Below are 20,313 nucleotides of genomic sequence, written 5' to 3' on the forward strand. Positions count from 1 at the left end.
CTGCCACAGGATCCTCAGCTCAGCCAGTCCAGGACGAGGTCGTTGACCGCCCGGGGCCGTTCCAGGTGCAGGAAGTGTCCCGCCTCGGGTACGTGTTCCACCCGGGAGCCGGGCGGCAGGAAGGCCGCGGCCCGGGCCGTCAGGCCTGCGTCCAGGCAGCCGTCGCGCTCCCCGTGCAGGTAGAGGATCGGAACCCGTCCGCCGGTCGCGGCCTGCTCGGCGGCGTAGCGGCCGGTGGACGGCACGGTGCCGAGCATCGCCCGGTAGTAGCCGATCGCGGCGGCCAGGTTCGCCGGGTCGCCCAGGCTGCGCCGCACCAGGGCGACGTCCTCGGTGGCGTCGTAGCCCGGTGACCAGTCGCGCCACAGCCCCTCGATGAAGCCGGGACGGGACGCGGCGGCCTCGGCCGCCCAGGTCTGGAAGAGGAAGATGTAGAAGGATCGCTTGAGCTGCTCGTAGTCGAGGAAGGCCTCGGCCATCGACGCCATCGGGGGCACCGCCATCGCGACCGCCCTGCGCCAGCGTCCGGGGGCCAGGGCGGTGGCGCCGTAGACGGGGAAGGCGCCCCAGTCGTGGCCGATGAGCACGGCGTCGCCGTCACCGCCGAGCGCCTCGTGCAGCGCGCAGGCGTCGGCGACCAGCGCGCCGCCCTCGTAGGCGCCGTCGACGGGGATCGAGGTGGGCGCGTAGCCGCGCATGAACGGCGCGACGGCCCGGTGGCCGCGTCCGGCGAGCTCGGGCAGCAGGTGCCGCCAGGTGTGGGCGGTGTCGGGGAAGCCGTGCAGGCAGAGCGCGAGCGGCCCCTCCCCCGCCGTCAGGCAGGTGAACTCGACGTCGTTGGCGGTGACGGTGATGATCTCCATGGAACGCAACCTAGCATCCGCTTGGTAAGCGCCGCGTACCCGCCCGGGCGGAGGTCAGACGGCGTACGGCAGGTGCTTGACGCCGTTGATGAAGTTGGAGAGCAGCGGGTCGGGCTCGCCCGTCGCGCGGATCCCGGGAAGGCGGGTGAACAGCTCCCGGAACATCACCGTGATCTCCCGCCGGGCCAGGTGCGCGCCCAGGCAGTAGTGGGGACCGGGGCCGCCGAACCCCAGGTGCGGGTTGGGGCGGCGGGTGATGTCGAAGACGTCGGGGTCGGTGAAGACGGCCTCGTCGCGGTTGGCGGAATTGTAGAAGAGCAGGACCTTGTCGCCCCTGCGGTAGTGCTGCCCGCCCATCTCGTGGTCGCGGGTGAGGGTACGGCGGAACTGGATCACCGGGGTGGAGTGGCGGACGATCTCCTCGACCGCGCCGGGGATGTGCCCCTCGAAGTCGGCGGCGAGCAGCTCGCGCTGGCCGGGGTTCTGGGTGAACAGGTGCAGGCCGTGCGCGATGGCGTTGCGGGTGGTCTCGCTCCCGGCGACCACGAGCAGGATGAAGAACGAGCCGAGTTCCTGGGGGGTGAGGTGCTCGTCGCCGTTCACCAGCATGCCGACCAGGTCGTCGCGGGAGGTGCCCCGGCGCTCGCGGCCGAGCCTGATCGCCAGCCGGCTCAGCCCGCGCCCGGCGGCCAGCAGGGTGACCAGGCCCCGGGCCACGTTCCAGCGGTTCAGGGTGGGCTGGATCCCGGTGTACTCGGCGTCGGCGTTGCCCAGGATGACGTTGGTGGCGCGCAGCACGCGGGGGTGCAGCTCCGGCGGGACGCCCATCATGTCGCAGATGACCTGGACCGGCAGCCGGGCGGCGATCTGGGTGACGAAGTCGCCCGGTCCCTCGGCGATCGCCTCGTCCACGATCCGGGTCGCCGCCCGCTGGAGGTCCTCCTCCATCTTCGCCAGCACCCTGGGGGTGAAGGCCCGGGAGACGATGCGCCGGAGCCTGGCGTGCCGGGGGTCGTCCATGTTGATCATCGAGCCGAAGTAGACGGCCAGCCAGCGGGGCATGTCGACGATGCTGTTGGCGGTCGGCTCGCTGCTGAACACCGCGGCGTTCCTGCTCGCCTCCGAGACGTCCGCGTGCCGCACCAGCGCGTAGTAGCCGGGCCCGTGCCCGACGAAGGGGATCGTGTTCTCCCGGGTGAAGATCGGACGGTCGAGCGCGCGGAGCCGCCGGAAGACCTCGGTGCGCTCCCGCTGGGGCAGCGCCCAGAACGCGATCTCCGACAGGTCGAGGCCCGCCGCGTTCACGGTCATCGCCCCAGATTCCGGCAGGTGCCCCCTGACGTCAAGGGCGGGCCCCTCCGGGTCGCGTCACCGCCTGCCGGACGAACCCGGTCACCGGGGCTGTGGGATGGTGGTGACGTGACGTTGGAAGACCTCGTCCGGCTGCGCCGGGCCCGTGACCTGGTGGATCGCGACTACGCGAAGCCGCTCGACGTGCCCGCGCTGGCGCGTGCCGCCCTGATGTCCCCGGGCCATTTCTCGCGCAGCTTCCGCGCCGCCTTCGGGGAGACGCCGCACAGCTACCTGATGACGCGCCGGATCGAGCGGGCCAAGGCGCTGCTGCGCAGGGGGGACCTGACGGTGACGGACGTGTGCTTCGCGGTCGGTTGTACGTCGCTGGGGTCGTTCAGCTCGCGGTTCACCGAGCTGGTCGGTGAGAGCCCGAGCGCGTACCGGGCCCGTCGCCATGACGAGGGGGCGGCCATCCCTGCCTGCGTCGCCAAGATCCACACGCGACCGGTCAGGAACGGAGAAGCCAAACCCGTCCCGCGCCCGTAGCGTGAGGCACATGGCAATCAAACTCTCGCAGTGCTTCATCGCCGTCGACGACCACGACAAGGCGCTCCCCTTCTACCGTGACGTTCTCGGCCTGGAGGTGCGCAACGACGTCGGGTTCGAGGGGATGCGCTGGGTGACCGTCGGCTCGCCGTCGCAGCCCGACGTGGACATCGTCCTCGAACCGCCCATCGCCAACCCCAACGCCTCGGCCGCCGACAAGGCGGCCATGGCGGAGCTGCTGGCCAAGGGCCAGCTGCGCGGCGTCATCTTCCAGACCGACGACTGCGACGCCACCTTCGAGCGCATCAGCGCCGCGGGCGGTGAGGTGCTGCAGGAGCCGATCGACCAGCCGTACGGCGTCCGCGACTGCGCCTTCCGCGACCCCTCCGGCAACATGCTGCGCTTCAACCAGCCCAGCAAGCGGTGAGCCCGGTCCCGCGAGCCCTCTGCGTGACCCGCGAGCCCTGCGAGCCCTGCGAACTCCACGGCCCCGCGAGCTTCGCGGCTCGCGGCGGCCACCGGTGACGGTGGCCGTCTCCGCGCCGGTCCGGACGGCGGCGGCGCGGTCTACGGCCCAGGGACGCGGCCGGCCGGGGCGGCGATGAGGTCGGCCGCCCTCTCGGCGATCATGACGGTGGGGGCGTGGGTGTGTCCCCGGTTGATGACGGGCATGACCGACGCGTCCACCACCCTCAGACCCGCGATCCCCCGGACCCGCAGGCCGGGGTCCACCACCGAGCCGGGGTCCTCGCCCATCCGGCAGGTGCCGACCGGGTGGTAGAGGGTCTCGCTGCGCTCGCGGACCCAGCGGGCCAGCTCCTCCTCGGTCCGCGCGCCCCAGTAGGGGGCCATCGGCGGCCCGGCCAGCGGCCGGAGCGCCTCGGTGGCGAACAGCTCCCGGGCCTTGACCAGCCCGGCCACCAGCCGCCGTACGTCCGCCTCGGCCGTGAGGTAGCGGGGGTCGATCACGACGTCGCGGCCGTCCAGCCGGACGCGGCCGCGGCTCTCCGGCCGGAGCAGGACCGAGGCGATGGTCAGGCCGTGGCCGGGCGGCGGGGTGAGGCCGTGGTCGATGAACGGCCCCGGAGCGAAGATCAGCTCGATGTCGGGGGCGGGCTCCTCGGGCGAGGTGCGGATGAACGCCACGGCCTCGCCGACGTTGGAGGTGAGCATGCCGCGGCCACCGGCCAGGAAGCGGAGCAGGTTGCCGGCCGTCTCGGCACCGGCCAGCGTGATGGGCCGGGGGCAGTGCAGGAAGATTCCCGAGGCGAGGTGGTCCTGAAGGCCGTCCCCGACCCCGGGGAGCTCGTGGACCGGCTCGACGCCCGCGGCCCGCAGCTCGTCGGCGGGGCCGACGCCGGAGAGCATGAGCAGGTGCGGGGAGCCGATCGCCCCGGCCGAGAGCAGCACCTCCCGGCGCGCCCGCAGCACCGTGACGGCACCGCCGTCCGCGCCGCCGGTGCTCTCGACGGCACCGGAGCCGGAGCCGTCACGCGCATCGTGCCCCCGGCGTCCGCCACGACGTCCGCCGCGGCCCGGACCTGCCGTGTACTCCACCCCGACGGCGCGGCCGTCCTCGATGAGGATCCGGCGCACGTGCGAGGAGGTCAGCACGGTGAGGTTGGGCCGTCTCATCGCGGGAGCGAGGTAGGCGTCGGCCGAGCTGCACCGGCGGCCCCGGTGCTGGGTGACCGGCGTCGGCGAGCATCCCTCGTTGGAGGGGCCGTTGAGCTCGTCCAGGCGGGCGATGCCCAGCTCCTCGCAGGCCCGCAGGAAGAGCGCGGTGGCGGGGTTCGGGGAGCGCAGCTCCGAGACGTGGACCGGGCCGCCGGTGCCGTACACGCCGCCGTGGTTGGAGCCCGAGCGCCGCTCGGCCCTGCGGAAGTACGGCAGGACCTCCTCGTAGGACCAGCCGGGCACGCCCCAGCCGTCGTAGTCGGCGCGGTGCCCGCGGACCCACATCTGGGCGTTCATCGAGGAGGAGCCGCCGAGCATCCGGCCGCGCGGCCAGTACAGCTCCCGGCCGGACAGCCCGTCCTGCCGGGTCGTGGTGAAGTTCCAGTCGTGCTCGGTCTTGAACAGCCGGGCGAACCCGGCGGGCATCCGCACCGCGAGCATCCGGTCGGACCCGCCCGCCTCGACCAGGGCGACCGTCGTGCCCGGATCCTCGGACAGGCGCGCGGCCAGCACGCACCCGGCCGATCCCGCCCCCACGACGACGTAGTCGTACTCCCCGCCGCCTCTGCCGCCGTGCCCGGCGCCGTCGTTCACGCTCACTGACCCCTCCTCATCAGACGGTCAGCTCGCCTCCCCGTAAGCGGCCTCTCATCTGCTTACTCCCTCCCGGTTTGCCCGTCAATTTGTGACCGTGATTACCTACCGGTCAGTATCTCGGGCTGCGAGGATGAGCGGGTCAGAGCCCGCCGGAGGAGGACGCACGATGCTCAACCTGTCGATCGCGCTGGAGGACAGCGCCCGGGAGACCCCGGACCGCACCGCACTGGTCTTCGGCGACCTGAGGCTGCCGTACTCCCTGGTCAACACGGTCGCGAACCAGGTTGCCAACCTGCTGGTCTCCCGGGGCATCGGGCGTGGCGACAAGGTCGCGCTGGCCTGCCCCAACCTGCCGTACTTCCCGTTCGTCTACTACGGCATCCTCAAGACCGGCGCCACGGTCGTGCCGCTCAACGTGCTGCTGCAGACCAGGGAGATCGCCTACCACCTGGAGGACTCCCAGGCCAAGGCGCTGTTCTGCTTCGAGGGCACCCCCGAGCTGCCGCTGGGCGAGCGCGGCCGGGCGGGCTTCGAGGCGTCCTCGGCCGAGCACTTCTTCGTGCTGCCCGCCACCGCCTTCGCCACCGAGTCCGAGCACGGGGAGACGATCTGGGCGGCGCTGGACGGCGTGCCCGGCGAGTTCGAGACCGTGGCGACCGCGCCCGACGACACCGCGGTGATCCTCTACACCAGCGGCACCACCGGCCAGCCCAAGGGTGCCGAGCTGAGCCACCAGAACATGCTCCTCAACGCCATGATCTCGGACGAGATGTTCCCCCGCACCGAGAACGGCGACGTCTACCTCGCGGTGCTGCCGCTCTTCCACTCCTTCGGGCAGACCGTCGTCATGAACGCCGGGTTCCGCCGGCGGGGCACCATCGTGCTGATGCCGCGCTTCGAGCCGGGCCCGGCCCTGGAGCTGATGCGCGCCGAGAACGTCACGCTGTTCGCGGGCGTGCCGACCATGTACTGGGCCATGCTGACGAAGATCCACGCGGACGGCGACGAGGTGCCCACCTCGCTCAGGGTCGCGGTGGCCGGCGGCTCCTCCTCCCCCGTCGAGGTGCTGCGGGACTTCGAGCAGACCTTCGGGGTCGGCATCTACGAGGGGTACGGCCTGTCGGAGACCTCCCCGGTGGCCAGCTTCAACCAGGTGGGCAGGCCCAGCAAGCCCGGTACGGTCGGCACGCCGATCTGGGGCGTGGAGATGAGGCTGATCGACGCCGACTGGAAGACGATCGAGGGCGAGGGCCCCGGTGAGATCGCGATCCGCGGCCACAACATCATGAAGGGCTACTACAACCGGCCCGAGGCGACCGCCGAGGTCATGAGGGACGGCTGGTTCCGCACCGGCGACATCGCCACCCGCGACGCCGACGGCTACTACTCCATCATCGACCGCGCCAAGGACATGATCATCCGCGGTGGCTTCAACGTCTACCCGCGCGAGCTCGAGGAGGTGCTGATCACCCACCCGGAGGTCTCGCTCGCGGCGGTGGTCGGCGTCTCCCACGACTCGCACGGCGAGGAGGTCAAGGCGTACGTCATCCGCACCCCCGGCGCGACGGTCACCGAGGAGGAGCTGATCGCCTGGGCCCGGGAGAACATGGCGGCGTACAAGTACCCGCGGATCGTCGAGTTCCGGGACGCGCTGCCGATGACCGCGACGGGCAAGATCCTCAAGCGCGAGCTGCGCTGACCGCGAGGGCCGCGGCGCCCGCCCGGCGGCGCGGTGGTCGCCGGCGCGCGGGCGAAGCTCTCGCGAGGGGCGTTCCCGGAGGAAGGACCTCCCGGGAACGCCCCTCGTGCGTGCGGCGTGTCAGGACCGGTCGCGCGTCAGGGCCGTCGCGTCAGGGCCGTCGCGTCAGGGCCAGTCGCGCGACGGGCGGAGCGGGACGTGCGCCGCGCCCTGGGCGTCCAGCTTCACCGCGAGGATCTGGTGGAGCTGCACCTTGTTGCGCTCGAAGCCGACCACGCAGGCCGCCATGTAGAGCCGCCAGACCCGCGCCGTGGCCTCGCCGACCTCCCTGACCGCCTCGTCCCAGTGCTCGTCGAGGTTGGCGCACCAGAACCGCAGGGTCTGCGCGTAGTGCTCGCGCAGGTTCTCCTCGTGGCGGATCTCCAGGCCGGTGTCCTCGATCTGGCGGGCCAGGTAGCCGACCGACTCCAGCTCCCCGTCGGGGAAGACGTAGCGGTTGATGAAGCCGCTCCCGTTGAAGGTCTTCTCCGTGCCCGTCGGCCGGGTGATGCAGTGGTTGAGCAGCCGCCCGCCGGGGACGAGCCGGTCGTGCAGGAAGCGGAAGTAGAAGGGCAGCTGGTCCTTGCCGATGTGCTCGGTCAGGCCGATCGAGCTGACCGCGTCGAAGCCCGTCTCGGTCACGTCGCGGTAGTCCATGTGACGGACCTCGGCCAGCTCGCCGAGCCCGGCCTCGGCGATGGCCTTCTGGGCCCACTCGGCCTGCTGGCGCGACAGGGTCACGCCCAGCGCCTTCACCCCGTACTCGCGGGCGGCGTGGATGACCATGCCGCCCCAGCCGCAGCCGACGTCGAGCAGTCTCATGCCGGGCTTGAGCGCGAGCTTGCGGGCGACGAGCTCGAACTTGGTGAACTGCGCCTCCTCCAGCGTGGCGTCCTGCTCGGGGAAGACCGCGCAGGTGTAGGCCATGGACGGGCCGAGCACCCACGAGTAGAACCTGTTGGAGACGTCGTAGTGGTGGTGGATCGCCTCGGCATCGCGGCGCTTGGCGTGCCGGCTGCCCATCCGGGCCAGCACGCTGCTGCGCACCTCCTGCGGGGGAGGCGGCATCCGCGTGAGCAGCGGGCGCACGCCCAGGGCCCGGATGGCGGCGAGTTTCTCCTTGGCCGGGAGGTCGTTGACGGTGAGCGACCACATCCGCGACAGCAGCGTGTACATGTCGCCGTGGACGTCGAGGTGACCGGAGACGTAGGCCCTGGCCAGGCCCAGTTCGCCGGGCGCCTGCGCCAGGTAGGCGACGGCCGCCGGGGTCTTCACCTCGACGGTGATGTCGGCCCCGTCGGGCCCGGCCTTGCTTCCGTCGTAGGCGATGAAGCGTACGTCCGCCTCCGGGCCCATGACCTTTTCGAAGATCTCTGCGAGCAACACAGAATCAACCTCTCCTAACGCCCCCGAACACACTTGTCGTAGAGATCGAGCAACCGGCCACCCCCGTCGTATGCCCGCTTGACCGGCCAGTAGGCGGTTCCGTTATAAAACCGCCAGAACTCATCTTCTGGATAGAACGAGGTGGAGTACAGCGATTTATGCCCCTCCAGCTCGTGGACCCGGTTCTCGATGAGACGGTTGTGGTAGCCGTCGAACTGCCCCCGGGGCAGCGGGACCGTTCCCCAGAAGCCGAAGTTGACGTACAGCCGCCCGGTCTCCAGCGGGTAGAGCGGCCACTCGCCGTCGGAGCGCAGCGGGCACATCCACACCGGCGTCATGCCGACCTTGTCGTGGAAGAACTCCAGGAACTCGGCGCCGCGCTCGATGGGCACCTCGATGTCCTGGATGACCGACTCCTGCAGGGGCAGGCCGCGCCAGCGGTCCACCCGGGCGATCACCCCGTACTTGCGGTCGAGGCCGACGAGCCTGCGGTAGACGTCCGAGCGCATCCACTTGCGCGGCATCAGGGAGCGCACCAGCGCGCTCTGCACGCCGAAGGCGCGCGAGCACCAGAACCAGTCGGTGTCCCAGCGCCACAGGTAGTCGCGGACGGTCAGCCAGTCGCGGGTCCTGGTCTGGATCGACCGGTAGTAGATGCGCATCCCGGTGTAGTCGGACAGGTAGGGGGCCCGCTCGGCGAAGCGCCCCACGGTCACGTACAGCTCGCCGGGGCCGAAGAACGTGCCGTCCACGAAGTCGACGCGCTCGCCCTCGTACTCGCCGCTCTCGCAGATGTCGCGCATCGCGAGCATGCACTTGTCGGCGTCGCCGAACGGGATGTGGGTCAGCCTGACGTAGGGCTGGACGGGCTTGAGCCTGACCCGGATGCGGAGCGCGTAGCCGAGCGTGCCGTAGGAGTTGGGGAAGGCCCGGAACAGGTCGCGGTGCTCGTTGTCGTCGCGGGCCACCACGATCCGGCCGTCGCCGGTGAGGATCTCCATCTCCTCCACGGACTCGTGCGGCAGCCCGTCCCTGAAGCTGGTGGACTCGATGCCGAGCCCGGTCACCGCCCCGCCCAGCGTGATCGTCTTCAGCTGCGGCACCACGTACGGCATGAGCCCGTGGGCGAGCGTGGCGTCCACCAGGTTCTCGTAGGTCGTCATCCCCTGGACCTCGGCGGTCATCGTCTCGGGATCGACCTCGATGACCTGGTCCAGATCCCTGGCCGAGAGCTTCGCCGCCCGGGCGCCGTCCCTGAAGCGGAACAGGTTCGTGGTGGCCTTGGACAGGCGCGGCACCGCGTCGTCCGGAATGGCGGCGTAGGACTCCCTGATCTGCTCCACCGCTTGCCGGTGCGCCGACATCGCCGTCATCCGTCGCACGGTGATCACCCCCACTGACCGTCGTTGGAAAGATCGCCCCTAGGCACGTTATATCTCGGATCTCTCCGGAGCCAGGCGGGGCGCGTTAAACGCGAGAAAACTCTACGAGAGTGCCGAACGGGACCTGCGACCGACCACCGGATCGACCCCGTTCACCACGTTGCTCACCGGTCTGCCGTCGATCGCCGCCTCCAGGTTGTCCAGCACGCACCGGATCAGGCGGCCGGTGGACTGCGGGGTGACCCCGGCCACGTGCGGCGAGAGCAGCACCCGGGGACTGCCGCGCAGCGGGTCGCCGGGCGGCAGCGGCTCGGTGTCGAACACGTCGAGCGCGGCGCCGCCCAGATGCCCCGACTCCAGGGCCGACAGCAGCGCCGCCGAGTTCACCACCTGCCCGCGCGCCGCGTTGACCAGCAGCGCGCCGGCGGGCATCGCCGACGGGTCGATCATCCCCCGGGTCTCCTCGGTGAGCGGGACGACCACGACGAGCACCCGGGAGCCGGCCACCAGCTCGCCGATCTCCCGGTAGGTGTAGGGCACCTCGCGCGGCGTACGGGTCCAGTAGGAGACCTCGCAGCCGTGGGCGGCGAACATCCGCGCGGCCGCCTCGCCGATCGGGCCGAAGCCGACGATGCCGACGGCCGAGCCGTACAGCTCGGCGGGCCCGAGGTCCAGCTGCGGCCAGCGGCCCGCGCGGACCGCGGCGTCGGCCTCCGGCAGCCGCCGCGACAGCGCGAGCGCGGCGGCGAAGCACCACTCGGCCACGCCGATCGCGCTCACCCCGGCGGTGTTGGCCAGCGGCACGCCGGCCGCGGCGAGCGCGGCGAGGTCGTGGCCGTCCACGCCGACGGAGGGCTGCTGCACGAACGCCAGGTCCGGCGCGGCCCGGACGGCCTCGGCGTCCAGGGTGAGCCCGCCGCTCCAGTCACCGACCACGATCTCGGCCGGACGCAGGGCCGCCAGCAGCGACTCCCGGTCGCGGGCGGCCGGGACCGACACCTCGATCCGGTCGCCCAGCGATCCGAGCAGGTTGCGCACCGCCGCCTCGGGGAGGGGCGGCAGCGCGAGCACCTTCCAGGTCATGTCACTCGCCTCCGCGGGGGTGGAAACCGGCGAACACCCGGTTCATCAGGGGGCGTTGAGCATCCCACTCATCGTCGTGGACGGTCCAGGCCAGCACCACGGCCGTGTCGCCGACCTCGACGAACCGCCGCAGCTCGTGGTAGGTCACGCCGGGCACCGCCCAGGGGATCCCGCCGTTGTCCTTGGCGGTCCAGGTGAACTCCCACTCCAGCCCGGCCCCGTAGGCGAGGGGGACCCTGCGCACGTCCTCGGTGTGGATCTCGCTCTGCTGGGAGGCGCTCTCCTTGACGACCTGCTGGAGCCCCTCCAGGCCGTCGAAGGACTGCTCCAGCGGCTCCACCGCCAGGTGAGCGCGGCCGTCCCGGCGCAGCCACTGGGTGTAGCCCGTCTCGCCGGCCCAGTCGCCCCTCCAGCCGGCCGGGTAGGTGATGGACCAGTTCTCCGGGGGCCGGGCCCGCCACGTCCGCAGCGCCTGGGCCGGCGCGGCCGTCCTGGTCGCGGTCGGCGTGGGGGTCGGGGTGGGGGTGGGCGTGGGCGTCGGGGTGGGCGAGGCGGTCCTCGTCGGCTCGGGCTTCGCCGTCGCGACGGCGGGCCCGGAGCGCGCCACGCTGCGCTGGTCGGGCTGCGACATCGCGACCGCCGCCACCGCGCCGCCCGCCGCCAGCACCAGCACGGACGCCACGATCAGCGGGACCCGCCCGCCACGCTGCCTGCGGCGCCGTCCCGCGGCCCCGGGCAGGCTCGCGGTGTCGCCCCCGTCGCGCGGCCCCGCGCGGCGGGACGTCCCGGTGGCGCGGTGGACCGTGCTCTCCCCGCCACGGCGCGAGGAGGTCTGCGCGTCCGGCCGGATCGCGGTCTCGCCGGTCCTGCGGATCGCGGCCGACGGGTCGCTGAGGACCTCCGCCAGCAGCGCGTCGGCCTGTTGCGCGCTCAGCCGGTGGGCGGGGTCGCGCTGGAGCATGCCGGTGAGCACCGCGCGCATCTCCGGCGGCACCCGGCCGAAGTCGGGCTCCTCGCTGATGAGCGCGCCGAGCGTGGCGATGGCGTCGCGGCGCTCGAAGGGGGCCTGGCCGACCAGGGCCGCGTACAGGGTGGCGCCGAGCGCCCACAGGTCCGACCAGGGGCCCGCGTCGGCGCCGGTGGCGCGTTCGGGCGGCAGGAAGCTCGGCGAGCCCGTCACCATGCCGGTCTGGGTCAGCGAGGTGTCGCCCTCGACGGTCGCGATGCCGAAGTCGGACAGGACGGCGCGGCCGTCGGCCTCCAGCAGGATGTTGCTGGGCTTGACGTCGCGGTGCAGGATCCCGGCCCCGTGGGCCGCGCGCAGGGCCGAGAGCACCTGGCGGCCGATGTCGGCGACCACGTGCACCGGAAGCCGTCCGACCTCGTCGAGGCCGCGGGCCCGGACCAGCTCCATGATGATCCAGGGACGGCCGTCCTGCTCGGCCACGTCGTAGATCGCCACGATGCCGCGGTGGTTGAGCCGGGCCGCGGTCCTGGCCTCGCGGGAGGTGCGGGCCAGCTGGAGCCGGTACTCCGCCGGGGAGAGATGGGGCGGCAGCAGGACCTCCTTGACGGCCACCGCGCGGTTGAGGAGGGTGTCGTGGCCTTCCCACACGACCCCCATCCCGCCCCTGCCGAGCTCCCGCAGCAATCGATAGCGCCCAGCGACCACCCGTTCACTGTGCGGATACGTCATCGCAAAACCCCTAGGTCCCGTTCGGAGAGGGCGCAAGTTTCCCATACGCGCGCGGGCGCCACGCGGCTCCTGGCGATGTGTCTTGCCACGGAAAGCCGAATGTTGTTCTACTTGGGCGAAACAGGCCGCCACGGTGGCGGAACGGGCCGCCGGGTCCCTCACCGGGCGTCCGCCCGTACGGCCCGTGCCGGACCGGAGTCGACATCGCACCGAGGAGAACGTACATGGAGCGCGTGACCAGGAAGGGCCCGCTGGCCGGAGTCCGCGTGCTCGAACTGGCGGGACTGGCCCCCGGGCCGTTCGCCGGGATGATGCTGGCCGACCACGGCGCCGAGGTGCTGCGCGTCGAGCGGGCGAGCACGGTCGCCAAGGCCGGGGACCGCCCGCGCGCCGACGTGATGGACCGCGGCAAGCGGACCGTCGGCGTGGACCTGAAGTCGCCCGAGGGCGTGGCCGCCTTCAAGGAGCTGGCCCGGCACGCCGACGTGGTCGTCGAGGTCTTCCGGCCCGGGGTCGCCGAACGCCTCGGCATCGGCCCGGCCGACCTGCACGCGGTCAACCCGCGCCTGATCTACGGGCGGATGACCGGCTGGGGCCAGGACGGCCCGCTCGCGGCGACCGCCGGGCACGACATCGACTACATCGCCGTCTCCGGCGTGCTGTCGATGCTGGGCCGCGCGGGCGAGCGGCCCACGCCGCCGATCAACATCCTCGGCGACTTCGCCGGCGGCGGCCTCATGCTCGCGTACGGCGTGCTGCTCGCGCTGATCGAGCGGGAGCGGACCGGCGAGGGCCGGGTCATCGACGCGGCCATGGTGGACGGCGCGGCGGCATTGTTCTCGATGTTCTACCACGGCGTGCAGAGCGGTTTCTGGGGACCGCGCGGCACCAACCTGCTCGACACCGGCGCGCCGATGTACGACACCTACCAGACCTCCGACGGCGGGTACGTGGCCGTCGGCTCGCTGGAGCCGCAGTTCTGGACGGAGATGATCACCCTGATGGGGCTGGACGCCGCCGGGCTGCCCGACCGCGAGGACCGGTCGAACTGGCCGGAGCTGCGCGAGCGGCTGGCCGAGGCGTTCGGGTCCAGGACCCGCGCCGAGTGGGAGGCGGTGTTCGAGGGCTCGGACGCGTGCGTCTCCCCGGTACTGGAGATGGGCGAGGCCCCCGACCACCCGCACAACAAGGCCCGGGGCACGTTCGTGGAGGTCGGCGGCGTCCGGCAGCCCGTCCCGGTGCCGCGCCTGCTGGGCGTGGCCGAGCAGGACCTCTCCCCCGCGACCCGGCTGGCCGACCTGACCTCCTGGGGCCTGCCGGAGGAGACCGCGGCGCGGCTGCGCGAGGCGGGGGTGCTGGCGTGACGGGCGCCCACGATCCGCGGGACACGCAAGAGACCCTGAAGACCCTGAAGACGAAGGAGGCGGAACGCGTGACGGACACGGCGGGATCGGCGGGATCGGCGGGATCGGCGGGGATGGACGTCTTCGAGGCGCTGTACACGACCAGGGCGATGCGCAGGGTCAAGCCCGACCCCATCCCCGAGGAGGTCCAGCGCAGCATCCTGGACGCCGCGGTCCGCGCGCCCAGCGGCGGCAACGTGCAGAGCTGGCGGTTCCTGCTCGTCGACGACCCCGGGGTGAAGGAGCGGCTCGGCCCGCTCTACCGGGACGCGCTCGGGAAGCTCTTCGAGGGCCACTACCGGCCGATGCGCGAGAAGGCCGAGGCCGAGGGCGACACCCGGACGCTCAGCGTGCTGAACTCGGCCAAGCACCTGGCCGACCACTTCGAGCACTACCCGCTGCTGCTGTTCGCGTTCGTGCGCAACGACCCGTCCGGCGGCTCGATCTTCCCCTCGGTGTGGAGCGCGCAGCTGGCCGCCCGCGCCCACGGCGTGGGCAGCGCGCTGACCAGCGTGCTCGGCATCTTCCACGCCGAGGAGACGATGCGGGTGCTCGGGGTTCCCGAGGGCAAGGGCTGGACGATGGCCTGCGCGGTCACCTTCGGCTACCCGACCGGACGCTGGGGCGTCGCACCCCGCCGCCCCGCGCACGAGGTGAGCTACCGCAACCGGTGGGGCCAGGACGTGGGATTCGAGATCCCCGAGCCCCTGTGGAGCCCGGAGGGCTGAGGTCCGGGGGCTGAGACCCGGACCGGTCCCCTTTCACCGCATCCCTTGTGCAGGCCGGAAGGCCGGGCCCCGGAGAGCTGAGGCCCGGCCTGGTCCCCTTCCGCCGCATCCCTCGCCACCTCCCTCACCGCCCTTTTCGCCGCGTCCCCTGCCGTGTTCCTGCGCGGGGGACGCGGCGGAGCACCCATGGGCAGTCCTTCGCCCTTCCCGGAGCCCCTCCAAGACCCCGGTGACCCCGGTGATCCCGAGCCCCGGGCTTCCTGGCTCCCGGCGCCCTCGCCACCCGGTGACCTCGGCTTCTCCGAACCCCGGCGCCCCCTCGTTCCCGTAGCACCAGCGGTACCTCCGGCCGGAGGTGTACCGCTTTTCGTCGTATCTGTTTGCGCGTCTGTAGTAGATGTACTACATTCATCCACATGAGTACTGCGGTAAGCGTCCGCGAGCTGCGGATGACATACGGTTCCGCCGAGGTCCTGCGAGGTGTCGACCTGCAGATCCGGCGCGGTGAGATCTTCACCCTGCTCGGCCCCAACGGGGCCGGGAAGACGACCACCATCGAGATCCTGGAAGGCTTCAGGAACCGCTCGGCCGGCGAGGTGAGCGTCCTCGGGGCCGACCCGGAGAAGGCCACCGAGGCGTGGCGGGCCAAACTGGGCATCGTCCTGCAGAGCTGGCGCGACCACGGCCGGTGGGGCGTCCGGGAGCTCCTGGGCCACATCGGTTCCTTCTACGACGACCCGCACGACCCGGACCGGCTGCTGGCCGACCTGGGCCTCACCGCTCAGGCCGACCAGCGGGTCAGCCGCCTGTCCGGCGGGCAGCGCCGCCGGCTGGACGTGGCCCTGGGCATCGTCGGCCGTCCCGAACTGCTCTTCCTGGACGAGCCCACCACGGGGTTCGACCCCGAGGCCCGGCGCGAGTTCCACCTGCTCATCGAGCGGCTCGCGGCCGACGAGGGCATCACGGTGCTGCTGACCACCCACGACCTGGCCGAGGCCGAGAAGCTGGCGCACCGCACCGCGATCCTGGTGGGCGGCGAGATCGCCGTCTGCGGCACCCCGTCCGAGCTGGCGAGGCACGTGCAGACCGGTTCGCACGTCCGGTGGATCGAGGACGGCCGGGAAAAGGTCCTGCGTACCGAGGACCCCTCGCGGGCGGCCTGGGAGCTGCACCGGAGGTTCGAGGGCCCGGTGCCCGGCCTGGAGATCCGGCGCCCGTCGCTGGAGGAGAGCTACCTGGAACTGATCGGGAGGGCGGCATGAACGTCAAGGCACTGCGCATCGGGCTGCGGCGCGGCTGGAACGAGCACACGCACCTGCTCAAGGACCGCAGGGAGATGCTGAACACCCTGCTCGGCACGGTCGTCATCTTCGCCGGCCTGCTCGTGTGGATCGGCGACAACGAGGTCGAGGGGACCGGGGTCTCCATGAAGACGTTCATGACGGTGGGTTTCCTGGCCTTCACCGTCTTCTCCAACGGCGTGATGGCGCTGCCGCTGGCCATCGCGGCCGACCGGGAGGAGGGCACGCTGCTGCGGCTGCGGACCGTCCCCGGCGGCGTCGGCGCCTACGTGGTGGGACGGAGCGTGACCGTCCTGGGTCAGATCGTCGTGCAGAGCGTGCTGATCCTGGCCATCGGCGTGGCCCTGGGCGGGGTCGCACCGCCCCGCGACTGGGCGACCCTGGCCTGGGTGATGCTGCTGGGCACGGCCGCCGTGGTGCCGCTGGGCGCGGCCATCGGCTGCATGCTGCCCGGCCCCAAGACCGCCGCGGGAGTCCTGGCGCTGCCGATGATGGTGCTGATGGTCACCTCCGGGGTGATGCTCCCGATGACCTTCCTGCCCGAGGCCGCCCAGTGGGTCTCCCAGGTCTTCCCGCTCTACTGGCAGGGGCTCGGCCTGCGGGCCGCCTTCCTGCCCGACACCATGCTCAGCGCCGAGATCGGCCGGAGCTGGCGCCTGCCCATGGTGGGAGCGGTGCTGGCGGTCTGGACGGTGGCCGGGACGCTGCTGGCGCCGCTGCTGATCCGCCGGGTCACCCGTCGCGAGTCCGGCTCGCGCCTCGCCGAGCGCAGGCTCGCCGCACAGGCCTCCTGAGTGCTGGGAGACTGCTGGGATGTCCGCCGAAGACGTGTACAACCGGATCTCGGTGCTGAGAGCCGAGCGTGGCATCTCACGCAAGGAGCTGGCCGCCGCGCTGGGGGTCCACTACCAGACGATCGGTTACCTTGAGCGCGGCGAGTACAGCCCGAGCCTGTTCCTGGCCCTGCGCATCGCCGAGCATTTCGAAGTCCCGTTGGAAGTCGTGTTCTCCCTCAGGCCGTTCCCGCGGCTGGGCAGTGGTTAGGCAGATGAGATCGTGAACGGTTGGAAAGAGAACTGGCGTCAGGCCCGCGTCGAGGTCCTGCAGAGCGACTACCTGCCCGGCTGGTACGCCACCCGGGGCCGCAGGCGGCTGCTCGCCGCCGCGGCGGCCTTCGGTGTCTCGCTGTTCTGGGTGGACGCGGCCGTGGCCTGGATCAGCGGTCCCGGTGACGGCCCCGTCCTGGTCAACATCGTGCTGCTGACGATCTCGCTGATCGTCTACCTGCCGGCCGTCAGTCTGCTCAACATCGCCACCCGCGGCGTCGTGGAGCTGTCGGAACGCGACCTGGACGAGCGCCAGATCGGCGAGCGCCTGCGGGCCACCGCCCTCACCCACCGGATCATGACGGGCGTCCTGATCGTCCTCCTCGTCGTGGTCCTCGCGGTGGGCATACCCCAGAAGCGCGAGTTCTTCGTGCCGGGCGGGGCGTTCGTCCTGCTGGTGATCGCGCTCTTCATGACCCACTTCGTGATGCCGCTGATCGTCTCCGGCTGGCGGCTGCCCGACCCGCCGCCCGACGACGACGCCTGAGACGGGCGGCGAGCGACGGGCGGACGGGCACGGGCGCCGGACAGGGATCCGGCGCCCGGCGCGTCGGAACCGGCGGACCAGGACCTCGGCGCGTGGAGCCCGGCGCGTCGGGATCGAGGGGATCGGGACTCAGCGGAGCGGGGACAGCACCGCCGCGTAGATGTCGGCACCCCCGGGGTGGTGGATCTCCACGTCGGTGGTGAAGGCCCGCGGCGGGGTGCCGCCCGACTCGGTGTGCTTCCACAGCTGCTGCCAGGACTCCAGCAGCGCGGCCGGCATCGGCCCCCGGGCCTCCAGCTTCAGCGACGGCACGCCGGGCACCCGGACGGCCACCATGCCCTCGGGCAGCGCGGCGGCGCTGCGCACGGCGACCCCCACGATCTGGGTGTAGGCACCGTGGTGGTCGCTCTCGTAGTCGGTGAGCACCGCGTAGATGTTCTCGTTCACCCGGCCCGGCACGTGCGCGAACGCCCCCGGGGACCCCGCCCGCGCCCAGAGCGCGGTGAGCCTGCCCCTGCCCGGCTCCATCTCGTCGGCGTTCGACGTCCGTACGGCATGGCCTACGACGAGCATCTCGGGCCGGTCAACCACGATCACAACGCCTCCTCATGGCCATCCACTTATTCACGCAAACGGGATCTTAGCCGTCCGGTCCGACGAGACGGCCCTCTTGGAGGCGGTGGAAACGGGGAACGCTCATTTCTGATAATTCACGGGATAAGGTGGATCAACGTGAGATTTCTCAATGGGATGACGCCGGCCTACGACCTGACCTACAGCGACGTGTTCATGGTCCCCTCGCTCTCCGCCGTCGGCTCACGGCTCGCCGTCGACCTCTCCAGCCGGGACGGCACGGGCACCACCATCCCCGTCGTGGTCGCCAACATGACGGCGGTGGCGGGGCGGCGGATGGCCGAGACGGTGGCCCGGCGAGGCGGGATCGCGGTGATCCCGCAGGACATCCCGATCGAGGTGGTCGCCGACGTCGTCGACTGGGTCAAGCGCCGCGACCTGGTCCACGACACGCCGCTGACCCTCACCCCGCACGACACGGTCGGCGAGGCGCTGAACCTGCTGCCCAAGCGGGCCCATGGCGCGATCATCATCGTGGACTGGGACAACCGCCCGGCCGGCGTGGTCACCGAGAGCGACTGCGTCGGCGTGGACATGTACACGCAGCTCTCCCAGGTGATGTCCGACCACCTGCTCACGCTGCCCGCCGGGCTCGACCCGCGCCAGGCCTTCGACCGTCTGCACGAGGGCCGCCACCGGCTGGCCCCGGTGGTGGACGGCGACGGCCGCCTGGTCGGCATCCTGACCAGGACCGGCGCGCTGCGCGCCACCCTGTACCGGCCCGCGGTCGACGCCTCGGACCGGCTCCGCGTCGCCGCGGCCGTCGGCGTCAACGGGGACGTGGCCGCCAAGGCCAAGGAGATCCTCGAGGCCGGGGTGGACTGCCTGGTGGTGGACACCGCGCACGGCCACCAGGAGAAGATGATCGGTGCGCTGCGGGCGGTCCGCGCGCTGGACCCGGGCGTGCCCGTCGCGGCCGGCAACGTCGTCACCGCCGCGGGCGTACGCGACCTGGTCGAGGCCGGGGCCGACATCGTGAAGGTGGGCGTCGGGCCGGGGGCGATGTGCACCACCCGGATGATGACCGGGGTGGGCCGCCCGCAGTTCTCCGCCGTGCTGGAGTGCTCCACCGAGGCGCGCAGGCTGGGCCGCCATGTCTGGGCCGACGGCGGCGTCCGCCACCCCCGCGACGTGGCGCTGGCCCTGGCCGCCGGCGCGGCCAACGTGATGATCGGCTCGTGGTTCGCCGGCACCTACGAGTCGCCGGGCGACACCCGTACCGCCGCGGACGGGCGCAGGTACAAGGAGAACTTCGGCATGGCCTCGGCCCGCGCGGTGCGGCTGCGCACGGCCGAGGACTCGCCCTTCGACCGGGCGCGCAAGGCGCTGTTCGAGGAGGGCATCTCCACCTCCAGGATGTACCTGGACCCGGCCATGCCCAGCGTGGAGGACCAGATCGACGCCATCGTGGCGGGCCTGCGCTCCTCGTGCACGTACGCGGGCGCCTCCACCCTGGAGGAGTTTCACGAGCGCGCGGTGGTCGGTGTGCAGAGCGCCTCCGGCTACAGCGAGGGCAAGCCGCTGCACCAGAGCTGGTGACCCTCTCACCGGTGCGCCGTCCCGGCGGGAGCTCGTCGTCCCGATGAGAACGGGCCGTACCGGTGGGAACGGGTCATCCCGGTGAAAGCGGGCCATCCCCCGTGAGAGCGGACCTCCGGGTGAGAGCGGGTCGTTCCGGCGAGAGCGCGCCGTCGTGGCGAGAGGGGGCGAAAGGCGCGCATCGTCGGGCGGACGGCGGGTAGTCGGCCGGTGGCCCCATCCCCCATGCGAAAGGCGAGCGACATGAAAGAGACGCCCACCGGCCTGAACGACCAGGTCGTCGTGAACCGCAGGGTCCTCGCGGGATACGACAACTACCTGGCGGCGCAGCGGACCGTGGACGGCCTGTCCGACGCGGGGTTCCCCGTCGAGAACGTGGCGATCGTCGGTAGCGATCTCAAGCTCGAGGAGACCGTCACCGGCCGGATGACCAACGGGCGGGCCGCCCTCACCGGGGCGGGCAGCGGCGTGCTCTTCGGCGCCGTGGTCGGCATGTTCCTCGGCCTGTTCACCTCGACCACGATGTCGTTCGTCGTGCTCGTGCTCTGGGCGGCCCTGTGGGGGGCCGTGATGGGCGCCGCGTTCGGGTTCATCAACCACGTGTTCACCGGTGGCAAGCGGGACTTCGCCTCGCGCAGCGCGATCGTCGCCGGTCGCTACGACGTGCTGGTCGCGGCCTCGCACGTGGACCACGCTCGGGCCATCCTGGACTCGACCCCCGGCCCGGCCGACACCGTCGTGGTCGAGGTCCCCTCGTCCGCGGGGCTGTACGACCCGGCCGCGGCCACCTCCCCCGCCAACTCCGTCCCGCCGCAGCCGACGGCCTCGGACTCCGCCACCGCGTCGATCGCCTCC

Annotated in this window: 19 protein-coding genes; 11 read left to right on the top strand and 8 right to left on the bottom strand. The window is 72.0% G+C overall.

Annotation, left to right across the window (positions count from 1 at the left end):
- Window positions 1-14: 14 nt before the first annotated feature.
- Window positions 15-863, bottom strand: coding sequence for an alpha/beta fold hydrolase (locus ABD832_RS17940; RefSeq protein WP_344896282.1), 849 nt, complete (start codon window positions 861-863; stop codon window positions 15-17).
- Between the two features lie 54 nt (window positions 864-917).
- Window positions 918-2,174: a cytochrome P450 gene (locus ABD832_RS17945; RefSeq protein WP_344896285.1), complete on the bottom strand. Its 1,257-nt coding sequence runs from the start codon at window positions 2,172-2,174 to the stop codon at window positions 918-920.
- Between the two features lie 108 nt (window positions 2,175-2,282).
- Between ABD832_RS17945 and ABD832_RS17950 the strand changes: the two genes are divergently transcribed.
- Together ABD832_RS17950 and ABD832_RS17955 are read left to right on the top strand one after the other, a co-directional pair.
- Entirely contained in the window at window positions 2,283-2,702 is a 420-nt protein-coding gene (locus ABD832_RS17950; RefSeq protein ID WP_344896287.1) for a helix-turn-helix transcriptional regulator, read from the top strand.
- A 10-nt stretch (window positions 2,703-2,712) separates the two neighbouring features.
- Complete coding sequence (locus ABD832_RS17955) at window positions 2,713-3,129, top strand: VOC family protein (protein ID WP_344896290.1); 417 nt, start codon at window positions 2,713-2,715, stop codon at window positions 3,127-3,129.
- Window positions 3,130-3,269: 140 nt separating this feature from the next.
- On the opposite strand, the gene ABD832_RS17960 is transcribed toward ABD832_RS17955, so the two are convergent.
- Entirely contained in the window at window positions 3,270-4,979 is a 1,710-nt protein-coding gene (locus ABD832_RS17960; protein ID WP_344896292.1) for a GMC family oxidoreductase, read from the bottom strand.
- A gap of 163 nt (window positions 4,980-5,142) precedes the next feature.
- Between ABD832_RS17960 and ABD832_RS17965 the strand changes: the two genes are divergently transcribed.
- The gene (locus ABD832_RS17965; RefSeq protein WP_344896295.1) at window positions 5,143-6,675 is read left to right on the top strand and encodes a long-chain-fatty-acid--CoA ligase; all 1,533 of its coding nucleotides are present in this window, start codon (window positions 5,143-5,145) and stop codon (window positions 6,673-6,675) included.
- Between the two features lie 165 nt (window positions 6,676-6,840).
- Here the strand turns inward: ABD832_RS17965 and ABD832_RS17970 are convergent, their stop codons facing one another.
- The 4 genes from ABD832_RS17970 to ABD832_RS17985 form a co-directional block, all read right to left on the bottom strand.
- Window positions 6,841-8,100 (bottom strand): class I SAM-dependent methyltransferase, encoded by a 1,260-nt coding sequence (locus ABD832_RS17970; protein WP_344896297.1) that lies wholly within the window; start codon window positions 8,098-8,100, stop codon window positions 6,841-6,843.
- A gap of 14 nt (window positions 8,101-8,114) precedes the next feature.
- Window positions 8,115-9,464 (bottom strand): FAD-binding oxidoreductase, encoded by a 1,350-nt coding sequence (locus tag ABD832_RS17975; protein ID WP_413224598.1) that lies wholly within the window; start codon window positions 9,462-9,464, stop codon window positions 8,115-8,117.
- 120 nt (window positions 9,465-9,584) lie between these two features.
- Complete coding sequence (locus ABD832_RS17980) at window positions 9,585-10,565, bottom strand: NAD(P)-dependent oxidoreductase (protein ID WP_344896303.1); 981 nt, start codon at window positions 10,563-10,565, stop codon at window positions 9,585-9,587.
- A 1-nt stretch (window position 10,566) separates the two neighbouring features.
- Entirely contained in the window at window positions 10,567-12,261 is a 1,695-nt protein-coding gene (locus ABD832_RS17985; protein WP_344896306.1) for a serine/threonine-protein kinase, read from the bottom strand.
- Between the two features lie 224 nt (window positions 12,262-12,485).
- On the opposite strand from ABD832_RS17985, the gene ABD832_RS17990 reads away from it, so the two are divergent.
- The 6 genes from ABD832_RS17990 to ABD832_RS18015 all read left to right on the top strand — a co-directional run bounded on the left by ABD832_RS17990 (window position 12,486) and on the right by ABD832_RS18015 (window position 17,286).
- Window positions 12,486-13,625 carry a CaiB/BaiF CoA transferase family protein gene (locus ABD832_RS17990; protein WP_344896309.1) on the top strand — a complete coding sequence of 380 codons (1,140 nt, stop codon included), beginning with the start codon at window positions 12,486-12,488 and terminating at the stop codon, window positions 13,623-13,625.
- 68 nt (window positions 13,626-13,693) lie between these two features.
- Window positions 13,694-14,392, top strand: a complete 699-nt coding sequence (locus ABD832_RS17995; RefSeq protein ID WP_344896312.1) for a nitroreductase family protein — start codon at window positions 13,694-13,696, stop codon at window positions 14,390-14,392.
- 416 nt (window positions 14,393-14,808) lie between these two features.
- Window positions 14,809-15,654 (top strand): ABC transporter ATP-binding protein, encoded by an 846-nt coding sequence (locus tag ABD832_RS18000; protein ID WP_344896315.1) that lies wholly within the window; start codon window positions 14,809-14,811, stop codon window positions 15,652-15,654.
- The gene (locus ABD832_RS18005) at window positions 15,651-16,487 is read left to right on the top strand and encodes an ABC transporter permease (protein ID WP_344896318.1); all 837 of its coding nucleotides are present in this window, start codon (window positions 15,651-15,653) and stop codon (window positions 16,485-16,487) included. The genes ABD832_RS18000 and ABD832_RS18005 overlap by 4 nt, the downstream gene beginning before the upstream one ends.
- Before the next feature lie 19 nt (window positions 16,488-16,506).
- Window positions 16,507-16,737: a helix-turn-helix transcriptional regulator gene (locus tag ABD832_RS18010; protein WP_344896321.1), complete on the top strand. Its 231-nt coding sequence runs from the start codon at window positions 16,507-16,509 to the stop codon at window positions 16,735-16,737.
- A gap of 12 nt (window positions 16,738-16,749) precedes the next feature.
- The gene (locus ABD832_RS18015; RefSeq protein WP_344896324.1) at window positions 16,750-17,286 is read left to right on the top strand and encodes a hypothetical protein; all 537 of its coding nucleotides are present in this window, start codon (window positions 16,750-16,752) and stop codon (window positions 17,284-17,286) included.
- A 129-nt stretch (window positions 17,287-17,415) separates the two neighbouring features.
- Here the strand turns inward: ABD832_RS18015 and ABD832_RS18020 are convergent, their stop codons facing one another.
- A complete protein-coding gene (locus ABD832_RS18020; protein ID WP_344896327.1) occupies window positions 17,416-17,883 on the bottom strand; it encodes a GyrI-like domain-containing protein in 468 nt (155 codons plus the stop codon).
- 135 nt (window positions 17,884-18,018) lie between these two features.
- On the opposite strand from ABD832_RS18020, the gene ABD832_RS18025 reads away from it, so the two are divergent.
- Window positions 18,019-19,458 carry a GuaB1 family IMP dehydrogenase-related protein gene (locus ABD832_RS18025; protein ID WP_344896329.1) on the top strand — a complete coding sequence of 480 codons (1,440 nt, stop codon included), beginning with the start codon at window positions 18,019-18,021 and terminating at the stop codon, window positions 19,456-19,458.
- Window positions 19,459-19,701: 243 nt separating this feature from the next.
- On the top strand, window positions 19,702-20,313 hold a 612-nt coding region (locus ABD832_RS18030), incomplete at its 3' end, for a YflT domain-containing protein (RefSeq protein ID WP_344896331.1).

It is taken from the genome of Streptosporangium longisporum (assembly GCF_039534895.1).
GTDB classification, from domain to species: Bacteria; Actinomycetota; Actinomycetes; order Streptosporangiales; family Streptosporangiaceae; genus Streptosporangium; species Streptosporangium longisporum.